Here is a 15424-nt window from a genome sequence, read left to right as displayed (position 1 = left end):
AGAAGGTAGATGGGCAACACATCAACAGAGGAGCGTCCCTGTATTGACAACCATATACAGCCCGCTCCAATCGCTACGGATGTAGCGATGGGGACCCATAGGCCGAAACGTTTTGCCCCTCTGCTAGTGATACGATCCTCGTTCAAAAGCATCGGATATAAAACTCCGACAATGAGGATCTGTATTGGCAGATTGCCTAGGTTGAATAGGTAAAAATATGCATCGGTTGCATTTGTCGGACCATACCGCCAAAGAAGGACTCCCAGCTGGAGCAAACCAGAGGCTTGGGAGGCCAGAGAGAGGACCGGTGCGCGAAGCTGCGCGCGGCCGATACGCAGCTTCGGGACCGCCCTAATGATGTGAATTCCGAGCGCTGGGCTTCCGGAACGTTCCGGAAGCGATGCCACGAATCAGTGCTGCGATGCGCTGAATTCGGTCCTCTTCAAATAGCGCGACGATCAGAACTTTACGGCAGAGGACAAGATAGGTGAAAAGGACTCCCCGTTTTTGGACTCTGAGTTGTACTGGTGAATTGCGGTGCTTTTTTGAGTAGTAGATCATGTCCCGAGCCATGTGATAGCTCCGAAAAGAGGAATGATGGTACGCGATGAGCCGACCGTGTCGCGTAATTCGCCCGATTTCGTGCAATATCACCGCTTTCGACTCTCGGAGGATCTGGTAGCCCTGGACGCCTGCCCGCAAGCAATAGTCAAAGTCCACAAAATCTATAAACATCGCTTCGTCATATCCCCCGACCGCCCGCCATGCACCCACGTTGTATAGGGCTCCAGACGTAATGCAGTAATCAACGATGGAGACGCCAGCGTCGCTGGGGGAAATGTTCTCTTGAGAACGATCGACAACAGTTGGAGCCACAACAGCGACCTTGTCTCCCGTGTGCGCTTCAAGCAATTCGACCAAGTCCCCGGAGGCGACCGTGTCTTGATCAAGGAGGATGACCCACTGCGCGGACTTCGACGCCCATTCCATGATTTGGTTGAGGGCGCGGGCGATGCCTAGGTTCGACGCATTTGCCTTGAGCGTAACCTGAGGAAAGTCGGCGAGGAGCAACTCAACTAGTTCTATATTGGACGAGCCGTTGTCGACGACTACCGCTTTTTCCACTTGTGCGAGCACCGACTGTAAATTCTCACGCAGCCGGGGTATATCTGGGTTGAAAGTCACTATGCCTGCGGTGGCTCTTGTTGAGCGCATGACAGCTCCTCATGTCTTTGAAGGGGCCGCGCCCCAGAACTGGAATCCCCCCGAAACACAGCGACAGCGACGAGTTCGCGTAGAGACCTCAACATTATCGCAAGGCTTTGGTCCACATGGACGTGAGGGTTCTGCCGCCGTAACGGTTCAGCGGCGTGAGGGCGAAAGTTGTTGCTACCGTAGAATGGCGTGTGTCGACTCTTGCTACCTGGCTAGTGCCATCGACCGACTAAAGGGGAATCTGGTTTGGAACTAAGCGACTACCTGCGAATGCTCAGACGTAGTTGGCCCATGGTGGTCGCGTCGGCTCTGCTGGGACTTTTACTAGGAGCGGGTGTTACTTTGCTAACAAAGCCCACGTATACAGCGGAGACGCAGCTCTTTGTTGCAATTCAGAATTCCGGAACTATTCAAGAACTACAGCAGGGCAATACTTTCAGTCAGGCCCGTGTGCAGTCATACGTGGAAATCATTCACTCCCCTGTAGTTCTTCAGCCGGTTATCGACACGCTCGGTCTGCAGACCACTGCGGCCGAACTGGCGGGCCGGGTCGAAGCAACCTCTGATTTGGAAACCGTACTCATCGATATCTCGGCGCGCGATACGTCCGCTGTACAGGCGGCCGCCATCGCTCGCGCGGTGGCTTCAAGCACGATATCCGCTGTGGACTCCCTTGAAAAGCCTCAAACAGGTGGATCGTCACCGGTGAAACTTTCGGTTATAAAGCCGGCCACGGCACCACCATCGCCGTCGGCGCCGAACACGAGACTCAACGTCTTAGTCGGGTTTGTTGTAGGCCTAGCACTAGGGTTGGCCGCCATGATAGTACGAGCTTCATTGGACAAGCGGATTAGAGGGGAAGCGGATCTCCGCACGATCACCGATTCGCCCCTGCTCGGAGGTATTCAGTTTGACCAAGATGCTACCAAGAAGCCTCTGCTGACTCAGTCCCAGCAGCAAAGTCCTCGTGCTGAATCCTTCAGGCAACTTCGTACGAACCTCAAATTCGCCAATGTCGCCGGGAACGCAAAGAGCGTACTTATCACTTCGTCTTTACCTGGTGAAGGGAAGAGTACTACTGCCACTAATCTTGCTATCGCCCTCGCGCAGGCAGGTCAAGCTGTTTGCCTCGTGGACGCTGATCTTCGGCGGCCGATGGTCAGTGACTATCTTGGTCTAGACCGTAACGCAGGACTAACGACAGCTCTGGTAGGTACAGCTGACGTCAACGACTTGATGCAGCGGTGGGGCGAAGATGACCTGTGGGTTTTGGCTTCAGGAGAGATACCCCCAAATCCTAGTGAGCTTTTGGGCTCCGAGAACATGCGGGTCTTGATTGATCGCTTAGAGCAGGTGTTCGATCACGTGATCATTGATGCTCCCCCTCTATTGCCGGTTACCGACGCCGCAGTCTTGGCGCAACATGTGGGCGGAATAGTCCTTGTTGTGGGAGTGCAAAAGCTGAAGTATCAGGATCTCCAGAAATCACTTGCTTCGTTGGAGCTGGTTGGTTCCAATCTCCTCGGTATCGTGCTCAACAGACTCCCCGCTAAGGGTCCAGACGCTTATGCCTACGGTTACTATTCGGATGACGAGCTGGCTAAGACGAGAAAACCAAGAAACGCAAGTTCACGACCCGACGCATCATTTGAGCTGTATGAATCTGGCGGCGTTTCGCGCCCGGCCGCTGTTTTCCCGTCGAAGCTAGACAGTTAGGATTCGAAAAAGTCGGCCAGGAAGTAAACGACCGGCTCTTGGTACGATCGGACGAGCTGTTGTGGTTGGCTCCTGCCGTGACCTCAGTTGCCACGGTGGACTGGATTTCCTACTTCCGTCCTTCAAACATTGCGAAATCCATACTGCCATTCGCACAGTTTGCATCGATGTTTCCGACACCCTGTAAACGGCTATCGGACGGGACGAGGAAGGGCACGTGGGTGGTTCGTGCAACTGACGTAAATTCCCGGTCCGGCTCATCTTGACTGGCTAAACCAGTTCGATCCCGTACATCGATGAGATGCTTTCAAGCACATCGGCCGCCTCGGCATTGCTGATAGCCCGGCTGAGGGCGGCGAGCCGCGTATAGCGTGGCGTATTGCCCAGGCCGGTAGTGCCGCCGCTATAGGCGTTTTGCTTGAACCCGGGAATCTTCGCATTGGCTCCTTCATTCGTCGTGCCGGTTGTTCCGGTGGAAGGCGCCTTGGAGTTCACATAGAGACGCGTGCCAATTCGTCGTATACGGCGATAGTTACGCGCCAGTGCGAACCGGGGGAATCCTTTGCCACCCTGGCTGTCCCATTGGACGCCGTCTGGATCTCGATGCCCGAGACGGTAGTGGCGCCGTACATGTAAACGCCATTACGTCCAGTCCAGAAGGGATTTGGTGCTTGTGCGGTGTCAACTTGCGCAACTGTGATAACCGTGTCCGGCGTTGGCACGGCTGTGGACCAGGGGCCTGTGTCCAAGAAGTCGTCTGCACCGAACGTCACGGACGGCTTGTTGTTGATGCCACTCTCCCTAGCTGTGTAACTGGGCTGATAAGCGGCGACTAATTGAGCGAATGGAGATTTCTCCGATCCACGAGCAGGTGCCCAAGAGCCGACAGCAGCACCGTTAGGCAGCGCAAGCGTGGACGCGTCAAAGTCACAAACGAGCGCGGCGTCAGAGGCGAAGTCGTACTTGGGCGGCGCGAGAACGGCAGCCGAATCCGTCTTGCTCGGTGATGACGCCGCTGGTGGAACCAATCCGGCGGCACACTCACGCAAGAAGGCGACATAGTTCCCGGGGATGAAGTGTGAAGGATCCCCGTGCCCACCAGATGCGGGAACGAATGTAACCGGGGAATAGCTCTGCACGCGTTCCATCAGGCTGTCGATGAAGGGGGCCTTCAAAGCTGCAGAGTCAGTCGTGCTCGAGGTGATGTAAAGGGGGACTCCGCCGAATCGGCTGCCAGGTTCAAAGTCGGGGTCATGACCAGCAGTCTTCGTCACGTAGTCCGAGCCATCCGGGGTGATACCGTACGACGCTCGAATGTCGGGGCCGTGGCCGTTATCGTACCTGTGCTTCAGGCTCACGATTGGCTGCGACAAGAACACGCCAAGGACGTTAGGGAGTGCTTTGCGCGTGAGCACATTGAGCGCGGCGATGCCGCCCATCGATTCGCCGGACAGCAGCAAGCCATTAATCGGGGCAATTTTCAAGACCTCGTCGAGGACAGCGCGTGCGTCTGCCATGACGGCAGGGGACCCGTATGCGTTCCCGTGGAAGTCGCAGGTGGCAACGGCGAACCCGGCGGCTTGGGCCGCTTCCCACATTGGCTTCCACTGCACTTCGGTGGTGGCATTCGTGTCGGCACCGTGGAAGTGAATCACCAGGGGCACGGGCACTGCCCGGTTCAGGGTGGTAGGCAGGTAGAACACTGCCCGCTGTCCGTTCGCCGTAGCCACCGTTGTTGATGGTGCCATCGGTGCCCCGTCGGCCTTCGCCTTCAATGCGATGGCCTGTGATTGGGCGAGTTTGGCCACTTCGAGTCGATCCACGCGGGCGGCTGCGAATGAGTCAGCCATCTCGCTGCCCGTCGATGCGGCCGGCGTGACAGCAGAGGCACCGTTCACCCCGAGCACGGATGCTCCCGTGACAGCAGTCGAGCTGCCCTACGAACACGTCGCCCGCGCCGCCATCGAAGCGACTCCCCAGCACATGCTGGCCGCGGCTGCGAAATTGATCGTTGACCTCACTGATCCGGACGACTGCTCGTTCGACCACCACGGCGGCTGCCGGCGCATGGCTACCTCGACCTGCAGCCCGGAGAAACATGCCCACAGCGCGACGCCAAGGGAATGGGCGAAGGCACACGCCGCAATGGGGGAGAGTGCATGAGCTGGACGAGGGAGAACTACCCAAAGGTGCGCGAGCACCTTGCCGACGGCGCCCGGCAAGTCTTCGACCGGATGGCGAACGAGGGCCTGCGCATAAGGGAGGGAGCGAACGGATGGCCAACCGACTGGCTTCTGCGCTGCTGGGCCCACGCCTGCCAGCAGGCAGGGGCAACCGCGCCGTCCTGCCATGTCCTCCGCCTCGACTACATCACGACCGCTGTGGAGGCCCGCCGTGGCTAGTATCAGGGAACGTGCGAAGGCTGACGGCAGCGTCGCATACGCGGTGCGGTGGCGCGACTCTGACACCGGGAAGCGCACCAGCTACAACCTGACGAGCAGGACTGAAGCCGAGCGCTTCAGACGCCTGGTTGAGGCCAACGGCAACTCGCTGAACGCCGTCGAGCGGATCCTCGAAAGGTCGTCGTGGGCGGCCCCACCGTGGCCGAGAACATGACCCGCCGGAGAGATGCTCACACGTGCCGGAGAAGATCAGATCAAGCGGTAAACCAACGCCATCAAGAACCAATTCGGCGGCAGGCTCGGCAAGCTGCCCGTCGCCGCCGTCGAGCATGAAGACGTCGTTCTGTGGGTAAAGGAGATGCAGGGCAAGACCTGGCCTGCTGTCGGCATCGATGGAGACGGCCGTGCGGCTGCGGCTCCGCGGCGACAACCCTTGCAAAGGGGTCCAGCTGCCCCGCGACGAATCCCCGCGAGAAGATGCACTTCATGACGGCCGCCGAATCACTGGCCATCGTCCAGGTGCACCCGCCCCGGTACCAGCCGCTCATGGCATTCCTCCGCGGCACCGGTGCGCGCTTCGGTGAAGCGACCGCACTCTTCGGTGACTTCCAGCTGGACGTCCAGCAGCCAACCGTTCGCATCGAGAAAGCATGGAAGCGCGACAAGAACGACCGGTTCTACATCGGCCCGCCCAAGACCAAGAAGTCCCGCCGCACCGTCAGCTTGTCGCCGTCGCTCGTCGCCGCTGTCGGGCCATGGGTGGAAGCCGCGGGCCCGGAAGGTTTGGTCTTCACGACGACCTACGGCGGCCCGATCCGGCACTCCACTTTCTACGAGTTCTGGGAGGACGCCCTGACCTCGCTCGGCTACGGGAAGTCCGGAGAGCGGCCACGCATTCACGACATGCGGCATACTCACGCCTCGTTGATGCTCGGCGCCGGAATGAGCCCCTTCGAACTCTCACGGCGCCTGGGCCACGAGTCCATCCAGACCACCGTGGACAGGTACTCCCACCTCGTACCCGACGCGCAGTTCCGCGCCGCCGAGATGGCAGAACGGGCGCTGGAGGCGTGACGCGACGTCAGGCTCCTGCGCCGAGCCCTACGGACGATGGCCAGAACGGGATCACGTTTTCTAGGCGCCCTGTTGGCACCCGTCTTAGCCGATCCAGAGGGGCAGCTTCGAAGGCGGCAAGCAGTTCCACGTCCGGTGTTGTGCTTTCTTCGTCCAAGCTGAGCAACCGGTAAACGTGGGTCTGTTTGTAGCGCAGCATTTTGCTTCCTACCTTGGGCCTGAAAGAGACGTTCCATCCATTCCCGGACGGGTCGGCGACCGAAGGGAATGCCCACCCTGTATATCCCTGCTCCGGGAGGTCCCAGAACTCAAGTGCAAGGGCTCGGGACAAACGGTAAGGGTCGGGTTCCAAGGCGTCGTCCTTCGCAGCGCTGAACGCGCTACGGAGCCAACCCTGGATGAGCTGCCGCTTAGCTTTCTCATCGACGCTCATGTCGGGGAAGTCAGGGTCAGGCCCTACGACGGTCGATTGAAAGGAATTCCTGGCAACGAATCGGCTCATGGCGAAAACGGTGCCATCTTCAAAACGGCATTCCCGAAGGGCTGTGGTCGGGTTGCCCAGTGATGTGTATAGGATGGGCTCACTGACGGTGTTGACACGGCCAGTCTTCCGCACCAGCTCCGGATGTGGTTCGCGGACGTCCGCCGTCGTGCGCACGTCATCTACGCTCTCGATCGGGCGAGCCCTGAAGAAATCTTGGCCTTCCTCGACGGCGAGGGTTGCCTTCGGAAAAGTCCAGACGCCACTGCCGTTCGGGAACAACACTTGGTAGATACCGTCTCGGATTTCCCTGTCGGTCGTGAGCTCTGGGAGACGTTGGTAAAAGGACTCGATTCCATCTCGTAACTGATCGAGGGTAACTCGATCGAGCTCCGTGTTTCGCGCGTGTCCGCGGTCTGCGAGAAATCCGAACTTGACCACAAGCTCTCCGACGATCTGCACAATTCATTCCTTCGCTGTCCCGAGATGCACGCACAGCGGAGCATATCAGTGGCAGGCGCGGGACCCCTGTCATAGCGGCCGGGGCCCAGGCTGTCCTACCTCGCCCGTAGGCTCTCGGGGTTATGCTCACAGACACTCAAAAGGCGATGATCGACGTCGCCGCCCAAACGTACAAGTACACAGGATCCGTGGACGTCATAGCGAAGGAACGCTTTGGGCTCACGCCCACCCGATTCTGGCAGGACATAAACATGCTGATCCAGACCGAGGACGCGGTCGCGTACCGGCCCGAGGCGGTTCGGCGGCTGAACCAGCGCCGGCGGCCCCAGGTGCGGCTGCAGCGGAGCTTGGCCTAAAACTAGACGTACCGCCCGCGCCATTCGCCCTCCGCTGGCCGGCCGACGTCGGCTGCCGGAACCCAGCATCCCATGTGATTGGAATTGTCGTCCGTCCACACGATGTCCACCCAGTCCTGGCTGTAGAAGGTGGCGTAGCCGTGGACCTCGACTGTTCCCCCGCCAGCCAAGGGAACTTGGGCGATGACGTACGGCTCGGTGCGATGCTCGAACCTCGTGACGTCTGTGATGTTCACTTCCGGTTGCGGGTCGGCGTGCTCGTACTCCATGCCATCGAGCGTGAACTTGGTTGGCTTGTCGAAGATTCCCACGAGCCCACTTAACCACCGAAAGCGCCCGCCCACCGAAGTGGACGGGCGATCCTGAGATGGAAAGAAAAAGAACCCCCACGCGAGCCGGGGGAGGTTACGCGTGGGGGTTCTAAAGAGCCCTCCGCTTATTGGGGGATAGCGGGGACAAGCGCCCACAATATCCTGCTGGGGCTGTGATGCCGAAATCCGGACAGGGAACTTTACCGGCCTTATCCGCCGTCGAAGATTGGCTGCTCCTGGTTCTAGTGGAAGGCTTAGTTGGGGCCCTTTGCGCATGACGTGCCTGGCTGCGGTCCACCGACACCCATTCCTCGTAGGTTGCTGATGCCATGTGTTCGCGCAGGCCGCTGCAAGTCCTGCAGTTCGACGTCAACGGCTTACAATCTTGATAATTTCTTGAGTAAAAGCAGGATAGTTGCTTGAGATACGTGACCTAGGTTCTCGGAATGATCAACTCCCGTCCCTTCATTCAGCGACTTGCAGACTGGCTCTACCGCTTACCGAAAAGCGTTCCCGATAGCGAGTCCGCACAGTGCGAGTATGGCGCGGTTGAGAGCCTGGCCCCACGATGCGAGGTGATCGTGGCGCCTTATGCTGGCTATCGCCAGGGCGGCAAGGTGTACTGCACCTACGAACATGCCGAAGACGATCTGGACATGAAAATCATGTAGTTAGCGGAAAGTCACCGCGAAGTTGTAGAACTGCGAAAGCCTATCTGCCCCCTACGCATGGGGCATGGAGAAGCACTTTGATCTGGACGGTCGGGCGCTGTTGTTGAGCGGTGAAGCTTATTGGCTAATCCGTTCCAGAGAACTCCAGACTATCGAAGTTGAAGCTCCCTCCTACGAAGAAGCCCCGAACGGCGCAGGTAACCCAAGTCCGCGGCCGCGGTCTCTGAAGGGTGGCAACTACAGACGTCGAGGACTACATCCAGCAGGCATACGAGATGACGGCTGAAAGAGTCAAGGCAGGAGAGTTCGTGGAAGATGAAGGGGCCGGCGACATGAGGCGCTTGCCTGGTCCTGCTGAGCCGTAGACTTGCCTCCGATAACTTAGATCTCTATTGGGGGAAACATGGCGATATCATCGCTCGCTCCTGCGCGTACCACGCCCGCGGCTCAGCCGAAGAAAATTAGTTCTTTTAGGCCAGATATTCAAGGCCTCCGCGCTGTCGCCGTTGTCGCGGTGATTCTCGACCACATGTTCGGTTTTCCTTCCGGCGGTTTCGTTGGCGTAGACGTCTTCTTCGTAATTTCTGGTTTCGTCATCACCGCATCCTTGCTGCGTGAGCACAGCAAGAGTGGGCGCATCTCTTTCATCGACTTCTACCGGCACCGCGCAAGACGCATCCTTCCAGCTGCAAGTCTGGTCCTGGTGCTGACTGTGGCTGCGTCCTGGTTCATCTTCATAGGGGAACGAGCTCGTTCCGTACTCTGGGACGGCGTCTGGGCTTCCCTTTTCGGCGCTAACTGGCGCTTCGCCGCCACAGGCACTGATTATCTGCAGGCTGATGGTCCAACATCACCGCTGCAGCACTATTGGTCCCTGTCTGTTGAAGAGCAGTTCTACTTTGTATGGCCTGCGGTACTGGTCCTTACCCTTGGGACGCTGGCGATTCGGATGAAGTGGAACCCCATCGTCGCCCGACGTGCTCTAGGACTAGGCGTCCTTGCTGTCATCGTGTTATCCCTGACGTTCGCGTACTGGGAGACGATCAACGCGCCGACCATTGCCTATTTCTCAACCTTCTCTCGGACCTGGGAGTTGGGCCTGGGAGCGCTAGTTGCTGTCCTCATACCGGTATTCGGTCGAATCCCGGCTCATTTGCGCCCGCTCTTGCAATGGGTTGGCATGCTGGGGATCGTGGCGTCATTCTTCGTTGTTGACACCCACACGCCTTTCCCTGTTCCCGGCGCGCTGCTGCCTGTGCTTTCTACAGCTCTGGTCATCCTGGGTGGAGTTGGCGGCCAGGAGTTCATGGGTCCCCTCACCAACAGGGCCATTCGTTACGTTGGCGATATCTCCTACTCCCTCTATCTTTGGCACTTTCCTGTCATCATCCTCGGTGAAGCCGTTCTTCCTTCCCTGGGTATCGTTGAGTACGCGGTAAGCGTGGGGTTGATCATCATGCTCTCGGTCGCCTCATATCACTTCTTAGAAGACCCCATCCGAAAGTCTGCATGGCTGGAGCCACGAGCTGTGCGTAAGCGGTGGGAACCGGTCAGTATGACCCAAGGCACGAAGATGATGGGCCTTGCGCTTCTGGCGGTTGCTTCCCTAGGCCTGACAGGGCTTGCGATGATAAAGGACAACCCCGGCCCCGCTCAGAGCGCTCCAATTCCTGAGGTCACCATTGGGCCAGCGCAAAGTACCGAAGAATCCACGCCAGAGCAGAAGCTGCAAGTGAAGATTGCGGCTGCTCTTCAAACGACCGCATGGCCGGAGCTGCAGCCGTCACTCGACGAGCTGGGGTTCGATACTTGGGCGCCGGAAATTGCACAGGACAATTGCCTGTCGGTATCGGACGAGAACCTCAGCAGGTGTGCCTACGGGCAGCCCAATGCAGGGAAGACCGCCGTGGTCATCGGTGACAGCATTGCAGCGAGTTGGATGCCAGCTATCCGCAGCGCAATGGAAGGATCCGGATTTCGTATTCAGATGCTCACCTTTAGTGGTTGCCCAGCCTTCGACGTGACACTGAAGGCGCCGGCCGCGGCCGCTAATTGCTCAGGACACAGATCGTGGGCGGCCCAAAAGGTGAACGAAATCAAGCCTGCACTGATCTTGGTCTCGCAGGCATACGAGGACAGCCTAGAGACGGACGGGAAGACTCCGGAGGAGCAGACCCGCGAGTGGAAGGACGCCGGCACACGCTTCGTGGCCACGCTTCCCCCGACAAGTTCCATCGCATACATCCAAGGACCTAAAGGTGGAAAGGATCTAACTGAGTGCGCGACCCGAACAAGTACCCCGCAGGACTGCATCAGTGAGGTCAATGGGTTCGGCAAGATGATCGAACAGGCCAGCCATGATGCCATGCTTGCGGCAGCATCGAGCACACGTAAAGCCGTTTACATACCTACCGCGAGTTGGTTCTGCGTACAGGAGAAGTGCCCGGCATTCGTGGGCAATGTACCGGTGAGGATCGACGGTAGCCACTTGACGGGTGCGTACTCGTCATCGCTCGGCCCTGTTCTTGCCCCTCAATTAGCCCAGGTCCTGGACTAATTGCCGGTAGGTTGTTGTGCCCTTCGCCGTTGAGCAGGGAGTACTCAGCCGGTCTTAGTGGCCCCGTATCATTGGAGTCTGGGGAACATGGAGAACAAAGACGAATCTGAGAAGCCTGGTATCCCTTCGCCTTGGAACGGCGCCATGGTGGGCTTCCTGTTCGGCTTCTTCGCTTTGAGCTGGAGTGGGCCAGTATCCATGATTTGCGGTGCAATAGTAGGCGCTCTTCTGGGAGGATCTATAGAGCACCTGGGAGCTCGATTCGGGCGTTGAGGCGGTCCTTGTTCCGGGCCTGCCCCTCCTACGTTAGCGGCCGAAGGGCCCTTACCTGTTTACGCCTTAGAGGTGCCCTCTGATGTGCGGGCCCCTCACGCATGTCGGTAAGAATCGTTACGTCGTGCGGTTTGTTCTTGGCGGTCTCGGCGAGGCACAGAGCGAGCAGCATCCAGGTGACTGGGAAGAATGTTGCGTTCGAGAACAGGCTGCTGACGAGCACCATTATGAGTGCTTGCCCGGGAATTGTCCGACAGTACCTTGCGGCGGTGAACGCGAGCATCAGGATCAGTGGGACTGCCAGGTATTTTCCGTCTACCCACATGGCTAAGAGCCAGTTGCTTGCCACGTTGTTGTCGGACTCAATGCCCGTTATTATCTGTCCCCACACGCCCACGCGGCCGCTGGCGCTGAGTCCGTGCCCGTAGAAGGGAGCGATGTCAGCCAAGTGCATCAGAGAGTTGAACTGACGGACTCTCGCCTGACCTGAGATGTCGTCCTCTTGGACCTGCAGGGTCCGGCTCAGCCGCTCGGTGAGGTCGATGACGAGCTGCGGCAGGAACAGCATGACGGCAGCCGCTCCCGCACTTACGAGAACGGCGGCGCCAACACGGCCGCGCTTCTGCTCCAGAGGCTTAGGCTGCTTGCGGTCGAACAGCCCAAGGATTGCCACGACTAGGACGGCTACGGCGAAGGCGATCCAGGCGGCGCGGGCGAACGCGAGGACCAGCGCCGCGGCGTTGGCTGCTACGGCCACGATGCGAACCCACTTACCCAGGGGAAGCCGCCACGCGAGAATTACGCCTACGCCCGCATACATGCCTAGCCAGTCCGGTTCCGGATATATTCCAAGCGGCCGGCCAACGGAGCTGATGCTGGCGTGCCACGTCTCGATAGGCACGATACCCACGACTTGCAGCAGGGCGACAACGCTACTGAAGGTCGTGACGGCAAGTAAACCGCCGAGCATGTGACGGCGGTCTTCTTGCGTCGAGTAGGTGATGATCAGCATTGCCGTCGCGGCAAGGCCGAGCAGCTGAAAAACCAGCGTCTTGCTGTTTACCATGTCGCCCAGCACAGATGTCACGGCCATCAGGCCCACAGGAACAGCCATGAGGAGTGTTCGCGAGAAGCCTCTACTGTTGAAGCTGCCGCCGCGCTGAAGCATCCACACAATCACCATGATGGTGAAGACGTGCACCCTAAAGACCTGAACGGCGACGAGCCCACCGGCGATACCCACGAGGACAGAACTAATAACCCGCCCGAGGGCGCTGGTCGACAGAACGCTCAAGCCAAGAAAACACAGCGCGACTGTCAGTAAAGTTTCAGGTATCCCCATCCGGACAGTTTATGGCACCAGGGAGGGACGTCATCCTTCGGTGTTGTAAGGGGTAGTCTGGGTGTGCCGGTAATCGCTAAACCCTGGGGGGGTAGTGCGTGAAAATGGGGCAAATACCGTGGATCAATGCCGCGCGAGGGCTCGCCATCTTTTTGGTGATGCTGCACCATGCGGTTCAATGGGCTGACTCGGCTGGCTACCTGTCAGACGTGTGGCTGAATATTACGTGGGCACTGGCGACGATACGGCTTCCGCTGTTTTTCGCAATTGCGGGGATGCTTGCGGTGAAGTGGATGCGTCGCCCGATAGTGGAGTTGCTGCGTTCCAAGGTTGCAACGCTTGTTTGGCTGTTCTTGTTGTGGCAGGTGTTCACGGTGCTTTCGTACATGATCGTCCCCAATGTCAGCACTCCGGGGAAATCTAACTTCAGGGAGCTCATGACAGCCGCTGCAACGCCGGTCCTCCCTCAGAACTCGCTTTGGTTTATCTGGGCGCTGGCGCTTTTTTTCATCCTTGGCCGCGCACTCTTTGAAAGAGTGCCCGCATGGGCGGTTATGGTTCCTGCTGCGGCAGTTTGTTCGTTGACAATCGCGGGGGTGCTACACACTGGGAACTTGGGCTGGGACGGCGCCCTCAGCAACTTCATCTTCTTCACTGCCGGTATATACGGCAAGGAGCTTTTGCGTAGTTTCGCTGCGATTCTAAATACGTGGACTGCCTTTGCCGTTATCGCCGGCTGGGTAGCCTGCATGGTCTTCATGCCAGCAATTGACGGTGTGGGCATAAACATTTTCACGCGAGCACTTGGACTAGCCGCTGGGATTAGCCTTGGAGTACTGCTGCAAAACTGGCAACGTCTCGCCGCGGTGGGGAGAGAAACGCTGGTTTACTACCTTCCCCATTACATAATCTTGGGAGTCCTTGCGTTTGTCACCTCAGTGTCCGGCCTACCAAGCAGCGCAGCTATATGGGTTCCACCTGTGCTGTTTGGCGTAACAATTCTTGTTTGCATCGGTTTGCGGTGGGCCGCTCGGCGGTTGCGCTGCGAAGGCTGGCTCTACGAAGGGGCTCCTGGGCGCCTGCTGGCAATCCTCGCCGGCAGGCGCCAAGGTGCTACATCCGCGGCTCATGAGGAACCTCGCTGACCCTTCCCCATGCCCCTATACTTGCGGCATGGGGAACCTTCTTGAAGCTGTCCGTGCGTCCGTAGCCATTCGGTGGAAGACGCCAGTTGAACCGCCCAGCAACGTCTGCCACTGGTGCGGTGCCTCATGCCCCGGAAAGTCTTGGTGCTCTCCGGAGCATGAGGCTGCAGACGATGACGCCAGCAAGTACATTCCCTAGACCAGCGTCACGGCGTACTTGGCCGCCAGTTCCTTGATGAGGGCCTTGGCGCCGGCGTCGCTCATTGCGCCCTTGATGATGCGGAGCCGTGCAATGTCGAACGGTGCGCCGCCGTGGTTGCCCCGGTAGACGGGGCGCCAACCTTGATACCGGGCAGTGCTGCTGCGGCTACCGTCCCCGTGGTCCCGTTGACAGGGGTCAGGGCGTTAAAGTACAGCCGCGAGGACGTGCCGTTATAAACGCCTACAACGATCATCCGGTGGGCCGGGTGGTGAGACTGTTGATTTCGTTCGTGCCGCCCGCGCCCATGTGGACGTAGGTGCTGCCCACTGTCGGGTTGAGGCTGATGTTGCAGTTGGCGTAGACACCGGAACGTCCGGTCCAGAACTGTGCATCGCCGGACGTGTTGAAGACGCCCGCGACTGTGAGCGGGACGCCTTGCACTTGGGGCCACGCGCCAGAGTCGAACATGTCACCCTGCCCAAGACGGACCACAGGCTTACCTTCAAACGATGCGACATAGTTGGCTTCCTGCCCGGCCGTGGCGGTCAGGGGAGCGGTCATGCTGCCCTCTGCGGGTGCCCAGGATGCGATGGTGGCACCGTCAGCCAGTGCCAGCTTGGAAGCGTCCCAGTCGGCCAGCAGCGGGGACTTGGCGCTGAACGCGTTACCCGCCCACGCCTTGAATGTCGTAACGATGTCGGCGCTGTCGTAGTGCGAGGGGTCGCCGTGGTTGCCCGTTGCGTATCGGCGGCTGATCTGGTTGTACCCGGACAGCCGGGTGAAGAGCTTGTCTGCGTGGAGGGTTGCAGGACGCCGGTATCGCCGGGGGACGAGACAACACGGATGGGTACGCCGCGGAAGTCGTGCCGGTCACGGTCAGCCCACGAGTAGCCGCCCGTTTGGTCCCGCAGCCGTTCCACAAAGATGCTGGGGCACTTCACTGTGAGCTCAGGGCCGGCGGAACCGGATTTCAGGGACAGGCCCCGGGTGATCATGTTCCAGCCGCCATAGTTCACGGACGCGCCCGATTCCAGCAGTCCGGAACGGAACGTTTCCAAGTCCATGCTGTCCAGGAACGTCAGGGACATTTCCGTGACCTGGCTGGTGGACGCACCAAAGCTGGCCTTGGTGCAGGACTCCACCAGGTCCGCTTCCAGGGTCTTGCCTGTGATGCTGATGGACTTGAGCCGGTTAGCGTCCAGTGTCGCCGCCATCGG

At 59.1% G+C, this 15424-nt stretch carries 17 protein-coding genes; 9 read left to right on the top strand and 8 right to left on the bottom strand.

Annotation, left to right across the window (positions count from 1 at the left end):
• Positions 1–351: 351 nt before the first annotated feature.
• A complete protein-coding gene (locus tag M1D93_RS15005) occupies positions 352–1215 on the bottom strand; it encodes a glycosyltransferase family 2 protein (RefSeq protein WP_461172269.1) in 864 nt (287 codons plus the stop codon).
• Positions 1216–1506: 291 nt separating this feature from the next.
• On the opposite strand from M1D93_RS15005, the gene M1D93_RS15000 reads away from it, so the two are divergent.
• Positions 1507–2931, top strand: coding sequence for a tyrosine-protein kinase domain-containing protein (locus tag M1D93_RS15000; RefSeq protein WP_461172268.1), 1425 nt, complete (start codon positions 1507–1509; stop codon positions 2929–2931).
• Positions 2932–3201: 270 nt separating this feature from the next.
• On the opposite strand, the gene M1D93_RS14995 is transcribed toward M1D93_RS15000, so the two are convergent.
• A complete protein-coding gene (locus tag M1D93_RS14995; protein WP_461172267.1) occupies positions 3202–3426 on the bottom strand; it encodes a hypothetical protein in 225 nt (74 codons plus the stop codon).
• Entirely contained in the window at positions 3423–4838 is a 1416-nt protein-coding gene (locus tag M1D93_RS14990; protein WP_461172266.1) for a hypothetical protein, read from the bottom strand. The genes M1D93_RS14995 and M1D93_RS14990 overlap by 4 nt, the downstream gene beginning before the upstream one ends.
• Before the next feature lie 10 nt (positions 4839–4848).
• On the opposite strand from M1D93_RS14990, the gene M1D93_RS14985 reads away from it, so the two are divergent.
• From M1D93_RS14985 to M1D93_RS14970, 4 genes are all read left to right on the top strand, one after another.
• Positions 4849–5094, top strand: a complete 246-nt coding sequence (locus tag M1D93_RS14985) for a hypothetical protein (protein ID WP_461172265.1) — start codon at positions 4849–4851, stop codon at positions 5092–5094.
• Positions 5091–5333, top strand: a complete 243-nt coding sequence (locus M1D93_RS14980) for a hypothetical protein (RefSeq protein WP_461172264.1) — start codon at positions 5091–5093, stop codon at positions 5331–5333. The genes M1D93_RS14985 and M1D93_RS14980 overlap by 4 nt, the downstream gene beginning before the upstream one ends.
• Positions 5326–5547 carry a hypothetical protein gene (locus M1D93_RS14975; RefSeq protein WP_461172263.1) on the top strand — a complete coding sequence of 74 codons (222 nt, stop codon included), beginning with the start codon at positions 5326–5328 and terminating at the stop codon, positions 5545–5547. Before M1D93_RS14980 ends, M1D93_RS14975 begins: the two co-directional genes overlap by 8 nt.
• 272 nt (positions 5548–5819) lie before the next feature.
• The gene (locus M1D93_RS14970) at positions 5820–6407 is read left to right on the top strand and encodes a site-specific integrase (RefSeq protein ID WP_461172262.1); all 588 of its coding nucleotides are present in this window, start codon (positions 5820–5822) and stop codon (positions 6405–6407) included.
• A gap of 7 nt (positions 6408–6414) precedes the next feature.
• Here M1D93_RS14970 and M1D93_RS14965 read toward each other — a convergent pair whose 3' ends face one another.
• Positions 6415–7350: a hypothetical protein gene (locus tag M1D93_RS14965; RefSeq protein WP_461172261.1), complete on the bottom strand. Its 936-nt coding sequence runs from the start codon at positions 7348–7350 to the stop codon at positions 6415–6417.
• A 122-nt stretch (positions 7351–7472) separates the two neighbouring features.
• On the opposite strand from M1D93_RS14965, the gene M1D93_RS14960 reads away from it, so the two are divergent.
• The gene (locus M1D93_RS14960) at positions 7473–7706 is read left to right on the top strand and encodes a DUF3263 domain-containing protein (RefSeq protein WP_461172260.1); all 234 of its coding nucleotides are present in this window, start codon (positions 7473–7475) and stop codon (positions 7704–7706) included.
• A gap of 2 nt (positions 7707–7708) precedes the next feature.
• Here the strand turns inward: M1D93_RS14960 and M1D93_RS14955 are convergent, their stop codons facing one another.
• Complete coding sequence (locus tag M1D93_RS14955) at positions 7709–8017, bottom strand: hypothetical protein (protein WP_461172259.1); 309 nt, start codon at positions 8015–8017, stop codon at positions 7709–7711.
• Between the two features lie 446 nt (positions 8018–8463).
• Here M1D93_RS14955 and M1D93_RS14950 point away from each other — a divergent pair, with 446 nt between their 5' ends.
• Positions 8464–8688 carry a hypothetical protein gene (locus tag M1D93_RS14950; protein WP_461172258.1) on the top strand — a complete coding sequence of 75 codons (225 nt, stop codon included), beginning with the start codon at positions 8464–8466 and terminating at the stop codon, positions 8686–8688.
• A 403-nt stretch (positions 8689–9091) separates the two neighbouring features.
• A complete protein-coding gene (locus M1D93_RS14945; protein WP_461172257.1) occupies positions 9092–11245 on the top strand; it encodes an acyltransferase family protein in 2154 nt (717 codons plus the stop codon).
• 301 nt (positions 11246–11546) lie between these two features.
• Here the strand turns inward: M1D93_RS14945 and M1D93_RS14940 are convergent, their stop codons facing one another.
• Complete coding sequence (locus M1D93_RS14940; protein ID WP_461172256.1) at positions 11547–12860, bottom strand: O-antigen ligase family protein; 1314 nt, start codon at positions 12858–12860, stop codon at positions 11547–11549.
• A gap of 104 nt (positions 12861–12964) precedes the next feature.
• Here M1D93_RS14940 and M1D93_RS14935 point away from each other — a divergent pair, with 104 nt between their 5' ends.
• Positions 12965–14005 (top strand): acyltransferase family protein, encoded by a 1041-nt coding sequence (locus M1D93_RS14935; RefSeq protein WP_461175031.1) that lies wholly within the window; start codon positions 12965–12967, stop codon positions 14003–14005.
• 451 nt (positions 14006–14456) lie between these two features.
• Here the strand turns inward: M1D93_RS14935 and M1D93_RS14930 are convergent, their stop codons facing one another.
• Together M1D93_RS14930 and M1D93_RS14925 are read right to left on the bottom strand one after the other, a co-directional pair.
• Entirely contained in the window at positions 14457–14768 is a 312-nt protein-coding gene (locus tag M1D93_RS14930) for a hypothetical protein (RefSeq protein WP_461172255.1), read from the bottom strand.
• Positions 14765–15421 carry a hypothetical protein gene (locus M1D93_RS14925; RefSeq protein ID WP_461172254.1) on the bottom strand — a complete coding sequence of 219 codons (657 nt, stop codon included), beginning with the start codon at positions 15419–15421 and terminating at the stop codon, positions 14765–14767. Before M1D93_RS14925 ends, M1D93_RS14930 begins: the two co-directional genes overlap by 4 nt.
• Between the last annotated feature and the right edge of the window lie 3 nt (positions 15422–15424).

The organism is Arthrobacter sp. Z1-9 (assembly GCF_054792695.1).
Note: the sequence above shows the minus strand (reverse complement) of the source record. Positions and strands in the feature narration are given on the sequence as shown.